The organism is Pseudomonas sp. DSP3-2-3, assembly GCF_049898225.1.
In the GTDB taxonomy this organism is placed as follows: Bacteria; Pseudomonadota; Gammaproteobacteria; order Pseudomonadales; family Pseudomonadaceae; genus Aquipseudomonas.
In genome coordinates, this window is sequence record NZ_JAFCXH010000006.1 from 156,551 (window position 1) to 168,500 (window position 11,950).

The following is an 11,950-nucleotide window of genomic DNA, read 5'->3' on the forward strand; positions in this document are numbered from 1 at the left end:
AAGCCGCGAAGTGTATCGCAACCAAGGCCCATGGCGCAGGGCCATGCACGTGGAAACTGGCACGAAATAAGCAAAACGTTGGACAGCGTCGTATCTGTTTATTGCAACCGGAGCGCACCGTTAATCGGCAAATGACTGAAAAGTGTTTTTTCCTGACTCAAAGGTCAGAATATTTATTGACCGAAAAGTCAGAGCTGATAGATTCAGCGTCATGTTCGATTACAAAAAAAATGTGCAGAGGACCTTCCGTGATCCAATTTCTTTTAAACAACGAGCTGCGCACCGAGCATGCTCTGGACCCGAACATGACGGTCCTCAATTACCTGCGCGAGCACCTGCACAAACCCGGCACCAAGGAAGGCTGCGCCAGTGGCGATTGCGGGGCCTGCACGGTAGTCATCGGAGAACTCACCAGCGATGAACACGGCGAGCAAAGCCTGCGCTACCGCAGCCTGAATTCGTGCCTGACCTTCGTCGCGTCGCTGCACGGCAAACAACTGATCAGCGTTGAAGACCTCAAACATCAAGGCCAACTGCACAGCGTTCAGCAAGCCATGGTCGATTGTCACGGCTCGCAATGCGGGTTTTGCACGCCCGGTTTTGTGATGTCGCTGTTCGCCCTGCAAAAAAACAGCACCGAGGCCGACTCGCATCAGGCCCACGAAGCGCTGGCCGGCAATCTTTGCCGTTGCACCGGCTATCGGCCGATCCTCGCCGCTGCCGCGCAATCCTGCGCCAATCGTCAGCCTGACCAGTTCGATCAACGGCAGGCCGAAACCATCAGCCGCCTGCGCGCCATTGCGCCCAAGGAAACCGGCGAGCTGAACAGTGGCGACAAGCGCTGTCTGGTGCCGCTGACGGTCGCCGATCTTGCGCAACTGTATGAGTCTTACCCACAAGCGCGACTGCTGGCGGGCGGCACCGATCTGGCCCTGGAAGTCACCCAGTTTCATCGCCCACTGCCGGTGATGATCTACGTCGGCAACGTCGTCGACCTGAAGCGCATCGAACATTTCGACGACCGCCTGGAAATCGGCGCGGCTACGTCGCTGACCGACTGTTACGCCGCGCTGAGCGCCGAGTACCCGGATTTTGGCGAGCTGCTGCAGCGCTTCGCGTCGTTGCAGATCCGCAATCAAGGCACCTTGGGCGGCAATATCGGCAACGCCTCGCCGATTGGCGATTCCCCGCCGCTGCTGATCGCCCTTGGCGCGCACATCGTGTTGCGTAAGGGCGACACGCGTCGCACTCTGACGCTGGAAGACTACTTCATCGATTACCGAGTCACCGCGCGGCAGGAAAGCGAGTTCATCGAGAAGATCGTGGTACCCAAAGCCAACGCCAAGCAGGCGTTCCGTGCCTATAAAGTCTCGAAGCGACTGGACGACGATATTTCTGCGGTGTGCGCGGCGTTCCGCCTGCACATCGAGAACGGCGCCATTGTCGATGCGCGAGTCGCGTTCGGCGGCATGGCGGCTATCCCGAAACGCGCCGCTGCCTGCGAACAGGCGCTGATTGGTGCGCCCTGGACCAGCGCTACAATCGAGCGCGCCTGCGCCGCACTCGCCGAGGACTTCACGCCACTGTCGGATTTCCGCGCGAGCAAGGAATATCGCTTGCTGAGTGCGCAGAACCTGCTGCGCAAATACTTCATCGAGCTGCAATCGCCGCACATCGAAACGCGGGTGACTGATTATGTCTAATCATCCAGCAGCAAAAACCCAAGCGGAAATGATCGCCCTATTTCAGCAGGATCTGACCACTGGCGTGGGCCGTAGCGTCAAGCATGACAGCGCTGACAAACATGTGTCCGGCGAGGCGGTGTATATCGATGACCGCCTGGAATTCCCCAATCAACTGCATGTGTACGCGCGGCTGTCTGACCGCGCCCATGCGCGCATTGTCAGCGTCGACGTCACGCCCTGCTACGCCTTTGAAGGCGTGCGCATTGCAATCACTCACGAAGACATTCCCGGCCTGAAAGACATCGGCCCGCTGTTGCCCGGCGATCCTCTTCTGGCCATCGACAAGGTAGAATTCGTCGGCCAGCCAGTGATTGCCGTTGCCGCGCGCAGTCTGGACATCGCCCGCGAGGCGGCGATGGCGGCGGTCATTGAATATGAAGACCTTGAGCCGGTGCTGGATGTGGTCGAGGCGCTGCGCAACAAGCATTTCGTGCTCGACAGCCACACCCATCAACGGGGTAATTCCGCTGGCGCGCTGGCCGCTGCGACCCATCGCATTCAAGGCAATCTGCATATCGGCGGTCAGGAACACTTTTATCTGGAAACCCAGATTTCCTCGGTAATGCCCACCGAAGATGGCGGCATGATCGTTTACTGTTCGACGCAAAACCCCACCGACGTGCAGAAGCTGGTCGCTGAAGTACTCGACGTGTCGATGAACAAAATCGTCGTCGACATGCGTCGCATGGGCGGCGGTTTTGGCGGCAAGGAAACCCAGGCCTCGAGCCCGGCGTGTTTATGCGCCGTGGTCGCACGCCTGACCGGGCAGCCGACCAAAATGCGCTTGCCCCGCGTCGAAGACATGCTGATGACCGGCAAACGCCATCCGTTCTATATCGAGTACGACGTTGGCTTTGATGACAACGGGCGTCTGCACGGCATTCAGCTGGAACTGGCCGGCAACTGCGGTTATTCGCCGGACCTGTCGGCGTCGATTGTCGATCGGGCAATGTTCCATGCCGACAACTCGTATTACCTGGGCGATGCCACCATCAATGGCCATCGCTGCAAGACCAACACCGCCTCGAACACCGCCTATCGCGGCTTCGGCGGGCCGCAAGGCATGGTCGCCATCGAAGAAGTGATGGACGCCATTGCTCGCCACCTGGGCAAAGACCCGCTACAAGTGCGCAAGGCCAATTACTACGGCAAGACCGAACGCAACGTTACCCATTATTACCAGACCGTCGAGCACAACATGCTCGAAGAGATGACCGCCGAGCTGGAAGAAAGCAGTCAATACGCGGCGCGGCGCGAAGCCATTCGTGCTTACAACGCCAACAGCCCGATCCTCAAGAAAGGCTTGGCGCTGACGCCGGTGAAGTTCGGCATTTCCTTCACTGCCAGCTTTCTCAATCAGGCTGGCGCGCTGATCCATATCTACACCGACGGCAGCATCCACCTGAACCACGGCGGCACGGAAATGGGACAGGGCTTGAACGTCAAGGTCGCGCAAGTCGTGGCCGAAGTGTTTCAGGTCAATATCGACCGCATCCAGATCACCGCGACCAACACCGACAAAGTGCCGAATACTTCACCAACTGCCGCCTCCAGCGGCGCTGACCTGAACGGCAAGGCGGCGCAGAACGCAGCGGAAATCCTCAAGCAGCGTCTGGTGGAATTCGCAGCCAGGCACTTCAAGGTCGAGGCAGCGGACGTGGAATTTCGCAACGGCCATGTTCGCGCCGGCGAGCAGATTCTGTCGTTCGAGTCTTTGGCACAACTGGCGTGGATGGGTCAGGTTTCGTTGTCCAGCACCGGCTATTACAAGACGCCGAAGATTTTCTACGATCGCAGTCAGGCCCGTGGCCGGCCCTTCTATTACTTCGCGTTTGGCGCAGCCTGCACCGAAGTGATCGTCGACACCCTGACCGGCGAATACAAAATGCTGCGCACCGACATCCTGCATGACGTCGGCGCGTCGCTGAACCCGGCCATTGATATTGGTCAGGTGGAAGGTGGCTACATTCAGGGCATGGGCTGGCTGACTACCGAAGAACTGGTCTGGAATGCCAAGGGCAAACTGATGACCAACGGCCCGGCGGGTTACAAGATTCCGGCCGTGGCGGATATGCCGCTGGACCTGCGGGTCAAGCTGGTGGAAAACCGCAAGAATCCCGAAGACACGGTGTTCCATTCCAAGGCCGTCGGCGAGCCGCCGTTCATGCTCGGCATCGCGGCGTGGTGTGCGATCAAGGATGCGGTGGCGAGCCTCGCAGATTACCGCCATCAACCGAAAATCGACGCCCCAGCAACGCCGGAGCGGGTGTTGTGGGGGTGTGAGCAGATGCGCAAGATCGTGATCGGGCCCGTGGGACCGGCTTTAGCCGGGAAGAGGCCGGTTCATTCGCTGAATATGTAGCGTTAGCAACGCCGCCTTCCCGGCTAAAGCCGGTCCCACGACTGTGGCGTTGCAGAAGAACTTGCAGGCATACATACAACCTCCCACAGGATTGAGGAATGTTCATCATGAACAACTGGATCAGCGCCCTCGCCGAACTGCAAACCCGGGGCGAAGCTTGCGTGTTGGTGACCATCATCGAAGAGCGTGGCTCGACGCCGCGCAATGCCGGCTCGAAGATGGTGGTCAGCGCCGAGCGGATTTTCGACACCATCGGTGGCGGGCATCTGGAATATAAAGCCATGGAAATCGCCCGGGAAATGCTCGCTGGCGGCAGTCAGAACACCCGCCTGGAACGCTTCAGCCTGGGCGCCAGCCTCGGCCAATGCTGCGGCGGCGTGAACGTGCTGCTGTTCGAGCCCATGGGCCAGCCGCAGGCGCAGATTGCGGTGTTTGGTGCCGGTCATGTCGGCCGCGCGCTGGTGCCGCTATTGGCCAGCCTGCCCTGCCGAGTGCGTTGGATCGATTCCCGCGAGCAGGAATTCCCGGCGCAGATTCCTCACGGCGTGCACAAAATCGTCACCGAAGACCCGCTGGATGAAATCGACACAATGCCCAGCGGCAGCTACTGCATCGTCATGACTCACAACCATCAGCTGGACCTGGAACTGGCCGCCGCGATTCTCAAGCGCGGCGACTTTGCCTATTTCGGCTTGATCGGCTCGAAGACCAAACGGGTCAAATTCGAGCACCGTTTGCGTGATCGGGGTTTCGATGCGGCATTGCTGCAACGCATGCGCTGCCCCATGGGGCTGGCCGAGGTGAAGGGCAAATTACCCATCGAAATCGCCGTATCCATCGCCGCCGAAGTGATCGCCACCTACAACGTCAATTTCGGCCAGCACAGTTCAAGTGCCGAACCTGTCGCCAAACTGCTGCCGGTGTCTCGCCGCAGCCAGGCCCAATGAGATTCTTATGACGTCCAGCCAAAAAGCCTACCGCGCCGCCATCCTTCACAGCCTCGGCGATCCTGCCGAAGTCGGGATAGAAGCTTCCTACGAATTTTTCGCCGACGGCCTGATGCTGATTGAAGACGGCAAGATTTCCGCCATCGGCCATGCGGTTGATTTGCTCGCCACGCTCGATGCCTCTGTCGAAATCATCGAATACAAAGACTCGCTGATCACACCCGGTTTCATCGATACGCATATCCATTTGCCGCAGACCGGCATGGTCGGTTCCTACGGCGAGCAACTGCTGGACTGGCTCAATACCTACACCTTCCCCTGCGAAAAACAGTTCGCCGACCCGGCCCACGCGGCCGAAGTCGCGGACATCTTTCTCAAGGAATTGCTGCGCAACGGCACCACCACCGCCCTGGTGTTCGGCAGCGTGCACAAGGAGTCGGTGGAGGCGTTTTTCCAGGCGGCAGAAAAGCTCGACCTGCGCATGATCGCCGGCAAGGTGATGATGGATCGCAATGCGCCGGATTACCTGACCGACACGCCGGAATCAGGCTACGCCGACAGCAAGGCCTTGATCGAGCGCTGGCACGGCAAGGGCCGCCTGCACTACGCCGTAACCCCGCGTTTCGCGCCCACCAGCACGCCTGAACAACTGACGCTGGCCGGGCAATTGCTCAGCGAATATCCGGATCTGTACATGCAGACCCACATCAGCGAGAACTTGCAGGAAGTCGAGTGGGTCAAGGCACTGTTCCCCGAGCGCAGCGGCTATCTGGACGTGTACGACCATTTCAAACTGCTGGGCCAGCGCTCGGTGTTCGCCCATGGCGTGCATCTGTGCGACGCCGAATGCACGCGACTGGCAGAAACCGGCTCGGCCATTTCGTTCTGTCCGACGTCGAACCTGTTTCTAGGCAGCGGCCTGTTCAACCTGCCGATGGCCGAGAAGCACAAGGTCAATGTCGGCGTGGGCACCGATGTCGGCGGCGGCACCAGTTTTTCGATCCTGCAGACCCTGAATGAAGCCTACAAAGTCATGCAATTGCAGGGCGCGAAACTCAGCCCGTTCAAGTCGTTGTATCTGGCGACTTTAGGCGGCGCGCGGGCACTGCGTCTGGAAGACAAGATCGGCAGCTTGCAAGCGGGCAACGAAGCGGACTTCCTGGTGCTGGATTATCACGCGACGCCGCTGCTGTCCTATCGCCTCAAGCAGGCGAAGAACATCGAAGAAACCCTGTTTGTGCTGATGACCCTGGGGGATGACCGCACCGTGCAGGAGACGTATTCGGCGGGGAAATTGGTGCATAGCAGGGGTTAGCAAAAACCCAACGGATGATCGTGGTTTTACACCACCCGCCCGGGCTTTTTCTTGCTTAGCATCAGGTGCGAAAACACCGCATGCAGGTCGTCCGAGGCGTTGTCTTCGTCGAGGTTCAGTTTGCTGTCGATGTGATCCATGTGGTGCATCATCAGCTGCACCGCGCGCTTGGTGTCCCGCGCTTCGATGGCGTCGATCAGTTGGGTGTGCTCGTCGTAGGAACAGTGCGAGCGGTTGCCGCTTTCGTATTGGGCGATGATCAATGAGGTCTGCGAAACCAGACTGCGCTGAAAGCTGATCAGCGGCGCATTCTTTGCCGCTACGGCCAGCTGCAAGTGAAACTCCCCCGACAGGCGAATCCCCGCGCCACGATCGCCCTTGGAAAAACTGTCCCGCTCGTCGCTGACCATCTGCCGCAACTCGGCAAGCTGCTCCGGCGTGGCGTGCTCCACGGCCAGTTCGGTGATGGCTTTTTCCACCAGACGGCGGGCGAAAAACACCTGTCGGGCTTCCTCGACGCTGGGGCTGGCGACCACCGCGCCGCGATTGGGGCGCAACAAGACCACGCCTTCATGGGCCAGGCGCGATAAGGCGCGACGAATGATCGTGCGGCTCACGCCAAAAATCTCACCCAGCGCTTCCTCGCTCAACTTGGTCCCCGGCGCCAGACGCTGCTCAAGGATCGCCTCGAAAATATGCGCGTAGACGATGTCGTCCTGAGTACCGGTACGACCGGATTTCAGCGCGCGCGGCTGTTTTTTGAGGGGTTGCAACGGTTCGTTCATGGACGCTCGTGGGCAGTGAGTCGGGGTGAAAAGGATGGGCGCATTGTACACAGGTAAAGGTAACAACAACGCCTTGTGGGAGCGAGCTTGCTCGCGAAGAGGCAGGTCAAGCCCCAACAATGTTGAAACTGAGATATCGCTTCGCGAGCAAGCTCGCTCCCCCATGGGTCAACTGCGCCCTGATCTCGCCGCCTTATGCACACAATCCCTATAATTTCCGATACAAAATAAAAAACATTATTTGCTTTATTTGTATACAAACGCATAATCCGTCACGTGCGAGTTTCTGACCTTATGGTCAACAAATACCGAAACCCGTCACGCTTCACCTCACGGCGCAGCCTGATGCGTCGGTTAAAACAACAAAAAATCTTGAGGGGTACCGCCGTGGAAAGCCGCAAATCCGAAGCAACGCCGCTGGATCTCACGCCGCCACGAAGCGGTCTTCTGGAACGCATTTTCAAACTGAGCCTGCACGGCACCACCGTCAAAACCGAACTGTTGGCGGGGATGACCACGTTCATCACCATGGCTTACATCATCTTCGTCAACCCGAACATCATGGCCGACGCCGGCATCGACCACGGCGCGGCGTTCGTCGCGACCTGCATTGCGGCGGCGCTGGGTTGCCTGTTGATGGGGCTGTACGCCAACTGGCCGGTGGGTTTGGCGCCAGGCATGGGTTTGAATGCGTTCTTCACCTACACCGTGGTCGGCACCATGGGTTACAACTGGGAGACCGCCTTGGGCGCGGTATTTATTTCCGGGGTGATCTTCATGTTCCTGACCTTGTCACGGGTGCGTGAATGGCTGCTCAACAGCATTCCGGTCAGCCTGCGCTTTGCCATGGGCGCCGGTGTCGGCCTGTTTCTCGGTCTGATCGGCTTGAAGACCGCAGGGATTGTCGTCGACAGCCCGGCGACGCTGATCAAGCTCGGCTCACTGCGCGAGCCAGGCCCGTTGCTGGCGGCGATCTGTTTTCTGATGATCGCGGTGCTCAGCTATCACCGGGTGTTCGGCGCAATCCTGATCAGCATCATTGCCGTGACGCTGGCCGGCTGGGGTCTGGGACTGGTGCATTATCAGGGCATCCTGTCGACGCCGCCGAGCCTCGCGCCGACCTGGATGGCGATGGATATCAAAGGTGTGTTCAACGTCAGCATGATCAGCGTGGTGCTGGCGTTTCTGTTCGTGCACATGTTCGATACCGCCGGAACATTGATGGGTGTCGCCCAGCGCGCCGGACTGGTCAGGGCTGACGGCAAAATCGAAAACCTCTCCAGAGCATTGAAGGCCGACAGCGCCTCCAGCGTGTTCGGCGCCATGGTAGGCGTGCCGCCAGTCACCAGTTATGTGGAAAGCGCTGCGGGCGTTGCAGCGGGCGGACGCACCGGGCTGACGGCAGTGACCGTGGGCGTTTTGTTTGTCGCAGCGATGTTTTTTGCGCCGCTGGCTGGCATGATTCCCGCCTACGCCACAGCGGGCGCGCTGATTTACGTCGCGATGTTGATGATGGGCGGCATGGCCCACATCAACTGGGACGAAGCCACCGACAGCATTCCGGCGATTGTCACGGCAATCATGATGCCGCTGACTTTTTCCGTGGCCGATGGCATCGCGCTGGGCTTCATCACTTATGTGGCGCTCAAGGCAGGCACCGGCAAACACAAGGAAATCTCGGTCAGCCTGTGGGTGCTGTGCGCGATCTTCATTGCCAAGTTTATTTTTCTGTAGTTCCAAGCCTTTGAAGGAGCACACCGCATGACCCTGGAAACCTGGCTGCTGTTCAGTGGCGCCGCTTTGGTGGTGATTCTGATACCGGGACCGTTATCGCTGCTGATGATCAGCAACAGTCTGAACTACGGCTTGCTGCGTTCGTATCCAGCGTTTCTCGGCGGCGTGGTCGCTTCGGTGTGTCTGCTCAGCGCGTCGGCGCTGGGCCTTGGCGCGTTGCTGCTGGCTTCGGAACAGCTGTTCAGCGCCTTGAAAATCGTCGGCGGCCTGTATCTGTTTTATCTGGCCTGGCAAAGCTGGAAGCAATCGCGTCAGCCGGCAACGGCGGCCGAGGTTCCGCTCGCGCAGAGTAATCCGCGTTTCGGCTCACTGTTCTGGCGCGCCTTCGTGCTGGGGGCCAGCAACCCGAAGGACATCCTGTTTTTCGCCGCTTTCCTGCCGCAATTCCTCAATGCCGAGCAGCCGTTTCTCAGCCAGTTGCTGATCATGATCGCGACCTGGACCGTGCTGGATCTGTCCTGCAAGCTCGCCTACGGTTTGAGCGCCCATGGTGCGGCGCGTTATCTGCGCAGCGGCAAGGGCCAGACCTGGTTCAACCGCATCAGCGCCGGATTGTTTGGTACGGCGGGGGCGGCTTCGTTGTTGAGTCGGTAGCGTCCAATGTGTACGGACCATTGTGGGAGCGAGCTTGCTCGCGAAGAGGGAATGACACCCGGCACATTTTCGATGCCTGAAACATCGCTTCGCGAGCAAGCTCGCTCCCACAATAGCGACCCAAAATCCGCAGACCAAAAAAAGCCCGCAGTGTGGGCGGGCAAGGTAAATGTTGAACCTGTCGCGACGCGCTAGCTGCCGCGATAGGTCGAATAGCTGTAGGGCGAGATTAGCAGCGGCACGTGATAGTGCTCCTGACCCGCGTCAATGCCGAAGCGCAACACCACCACATCCAGAAAGGCCGGATCCGGCAATGCAGTGCCGCGCGCACGGTAGTAATCACCTGCATGAAATTGCAGCTGATACACACCCGAACGGTAATCATCGCCCTGTAACAAAGGGCCGTCGCAACGGCCATCGCTGTTGGTCACGGTGCTGGCAATCCGATCAAGGCGCTCGCCCTCAACCCGGTACAGCTCGACCTTGATCGCGCTGCCGGGGCAGCCGTGTGCAGCGTCCAGTACGTGCGTCGTCAATCTTCCCATTGCTCGTCTGCGCCTCCTCAAAAGAATCAAATGTCTGGGCTCGCCTCAAAACGGTGCTGCCCAGCGCCGCAAAAAAAGCGGGCGATGCACGATTAAGACACTTTTATAAAAAGTTGTACACAATTAAAAGCACCTTCTGCCTCAGGAAATTCAGATGCCATAGAGTCTCCCCGGTTTATCGGGAATTGAGGATATTGTTGAGGTTTTTCAGTGGAACCTGACCACTCAGGCAAGTTTCTTGCAGCGTTACGTTTCATCAGAAGGGTGAAAAAACAGAGTTACAAGTTGCAAACAAAGTTGTATACAATCTCAACGCCGCAGTGAAGGCAGGCAAAACCATTGCCTCTTGCGAGACACGACACACAGACACGAGGAAGACTGCAGTGAGCGCTGACTACCCACGCGACCTGATCGGCTACGGCAGCAACCCGCCCCATCCACACTGGCCGGGCAACGCGCGCATTGCCTTGTCCTTCGTGCTCAATTACGAGGAAGGTGGCGAGCGCAATATCCTGCATGGCGACAAGGAGTCCGAAGCCTTTCTGTCGGAAATGGTCTCCGCGCAACCGCTGCAGGGCGAGCGCAACATGAGCATGGAATCGCTCTACGAATACGGCAGTCGTGCCGGTGTGTGGCGCATTCTCAAGTTGTTCAAGGAGTTTGATCTCCCGCTGACGATTTTTGCCGTGGCCATGGCCGCGCAACGGCATCCGGAGGTCATCCGCGCCATGGTCGCCGCCGGCCATGAAATCTGCAGCCATGGTTATCGCTGGATCGACTATCAGTACATGGACGAGGCGCAGGAACGCGAGCACATGCTCGAAGCGATCCGCATTCTCACCGAGATCAGCGGCGAACGTCCGCTGGGCTGGTACACCGGCCGCACCGGCCCGAACACGCGGCGGCTGGTGATGGAAGAAGGCGGTTTTCTTTACGACTGCGACACCTATGACGACGACCTGCCCTATTGGGAGCCGAACAATCCCACCGGCAAGGCGCATCTGGTGATTCCGTACACCCTGGATACCAATGACATGCGCTTCACCCAGGTGCAGGGTTTCAACAATGGCGAGCAGTTTTTCCAGTACCTGAAAGACGCTTTCGACGTGTTGTACGCCGAAGGTGCCGAGGCACCAAAGATGCTTTCCATCGGTTTGCATTGCCGCTTGATCGGCCGCCCTGCCCGCCTTGCTGCACTCAAGCGCTTCATCGAATATGCAAAAAGTCATGAGCAGGTCTGGTTTACCCGCCGCGTCGACATCGCCCGCCACTGGCACGCGCAACACCCGTTCAATCCACAGGCGGAGGCTACGCTGTGAGCCACTTCAAGACGCTGAAACCCTCGACTTTGAGCCGCGAAGCTTTCGTCGAGACATTCGCCGACATCTACGAGCATTCGCCGTGGGTCGCTGAACAGGCCTACGACAAAAGCCAGGGCGCGGAACTTGATGACGTCGAGACGCTGCATGCACGTATGAGCGACATCCTGTTGAGTGCTGATCACGCCGCACAACTGGCGCTGATCAATGCTCACCCGGACCTTGCCGGCAAAGCCGCCGTGCAGGGCCAACTGACCGAAGCCAGCACCCACGAACAAGCCGGCGCCGGTATCCACCAATGCACGGCTGAAGAGTTTCAGCGCTTCACCGAGCTGAACGACGCCTATAAAGCGAAGTTTGCGTTCCCCTTCATCATGGCGGTCAAAGGCAGCAACCGGCATCAGATCCTCGCCGCATTCGAGACGCGCATTCACAATCCGGTGGAAACCGAATTCAAATGCGCACTGGCAGAAATCAACAAGATCGCCCTGTTCCGTTTGCAGGCGCTGTGATGTTTACCACCTTTGCGACCCACCATTCCCAC

Annotated in this window: 10 protein-coding genes; 8 read left to right on the forward strand and 2 right to left on the reverse strand. The window is 58.8% G+C overall.

The genetic code is table 11. The features are described from left to right. The first annotated feature begins 248 nt into the window (after positions 1-248). The 4 genes from xdhA to guaD all read left to right on the forward strand — a co-directional run bounded on the left by xdhA (position 249) and on the right by guaD (position 6,369). Positions 249-1,703, forward strand: coding sequence for a xanthine dehydrogenase small subunit (gene xdhA / locus ACP7E4_RS09610; RefSeq protein WP_426113265.1), 1,455 nt, complete (start codon positions 249-251; stop codon positions 1,701-1,703). Next, positions 1,696-4,107, forward strand: a complete 2,412-nt coding sequence (gene xdhB / locus ACP7E4_RS09615) for a xanthine dehydrogenase molybdopterin binding subunit (RefSeq protein WP_426113263.1) — start codon at positions 1,696-1,698, stop codon at positions 4,105-4,107. The genes xdhA and xdhB overlap by 8 nt, the downstream gene beginning before the upstream one ends. Before the next feature lie 107 nt (positions 4,108-4,214). Continuing rightward, positions 4,215-5,054, forward strand: coding sequence for a xanthine dehydrogenase accessory protein XdhC (gene xdhC, locus ACP7E4_RS09620; RefSeq protein WP_426113261.1), 840 nt, complete (start codon positions 4,215-4,217; stop codon positions 5,052-5,054). Between the two features lie 7 nt (positions 5,055-5,061). Then, positions 5,062-6,369, forward strand: a complete 1,308-nt coding sequence (gene guaD / locus ACP7E4_RS09625) for a guanine deaminase (protein WP_426113259.1) — start codon at positions 5,062-5,064, stop codon at positions 6,367-6,369. A gap of 26 nt (positions 6,370-6,395) precedes the next feature. Here guaD and ACP7E4_RS09630 read toward each other — a convergent pair whose 3' ends face one another. Beyond that, positions 6,396-7,154 (reverse strand): GntR family transcriptional regulator, encoded by a 759-nt coding sequence (locus ACP7E4_RS09630; protein ID WP_426113257.1) that lies wholly within the window; start codon positions 7,152-7,154, stop codon positions 6,396-6,398. A gap of 387 nt (positions 7,155-7,541) precedes the next feature. Between ACP7E4_RS09630 and ACP7E4_RS09635 the strand changes: the two genes are divergently transcribed. Continuing rightward, positions 7,542-8,888, forward strand: a complete 1,347-nt coding sequence (locus ACP7E4_RS09635) for an NCS2 family permease (RefSeq protein WP_426113255.1) — start codon at positions 7,542-7,544, stop codon at positions 8,886-8,888. A 27-nt stretch (positions 8,889-8,915) separates the two neighbouring features. Further along, positions 8,916-9,542 (forward strand): LysE family translocator, encoded by a 627-nt coding sequence (locus ACP7E4_RS09640; protein WP_426113253.1) that lies wholly within the window; start codon positions 8,916-8,918, stop codon positions 9,540-9,542. 191 nt (positions 9,543-9,733) lie between these two features. Here ACP7E4_RS09640 and uraH read toward each other — a convergent pair whose 3' ends face one another. Further along, positions 9,734-10,087 (reverse strand): hydroxyisourate hydrolase, encoded by a 354-nt coding sequence (uraH, locus tag ACP7E4_RS09645; protein WP_426113251.1) that lies wholly within the window; start codon positions 10,085-10,087, stop codon positions 9,734-9,736. Positions 10,088-10,470: 383 nt separating this feature from the next. Here uraH and puuE point away from each other — a divergent pair, with 383 nt between their 5' ends. Next, on the forward strand, positions 10,471-11,406 hold the full coding sequence (gene puuE, locus ACP7E4_RS09650) for an allantoinase PuuE (protein ID WP_426113249.1): 936 nt from the start codon (positions 10,471-10,473) through the stop codon (positions 11,404-11,406). After that, positions 11,403-11,918: a 2-oxo-4-hydroxy-4-carboxy-5-ureidoimidazoline decarboxylase gene (gene uraD / locus ACP7E4_RS09655; protein ID WP_426113247.1), complete on the forward strand. Its 516-nt coding sequence runs from the start codon at positions 11,403-11,405 to the stop codon at positions 11,916-11,918. The genes puuE and uraD overlap by 4 nt, the downstream gene beginning before the upstream one ends. Positions 11,919-11,950 lie beyond the last annotated feature (32 nt).

Excerpts from the sequence above, each read along its gene's own strand:
- xdhC (WP_426113261.1), top strand. The coding sequence starts at position 4,215 with ATGAACAACTGGATCAGCGCCCTCGCCGAACTGCAAACCCGGGGCGAA.
- ACP7E4_RS09630 (WP_426113257.1), bottom strand. The coding sequence starts at position 7,154 with ATGAACGAACCGTTGCAACCCCTCAAAAAACAGCCGCGCGCGCTGAAA.
- guaD (WP_426113259.1), top strand. The coding sequence starts at position 5,062 with ATGACGTCCAGCCAAAAAGCCTACCGCGCCGCCATCCTTCACAGCCTC.
- ACP7E4_RS09640 (WP_426113253.1), top strand. The coding sequence starts at position 8,916 with ATGACCCTGGAAACCTGGCTGCTGTTCAGTGGCGCCGCTTTGGTGGTG.
- xdhB (WP_426113263.1), top strand. The coding sequence starts at position 1,696 with ATGTCTAATCATCCAGCAGCAAAAACCCAAGCGGAAATGATCGCCCTA.
- uraH (WP_426113251.1), bottom strand. The coding sequence starts at position 10,087 with ATGGGAAGATTGACGACGCACGTACTGGACGCTGCACACGGCTGCCCC.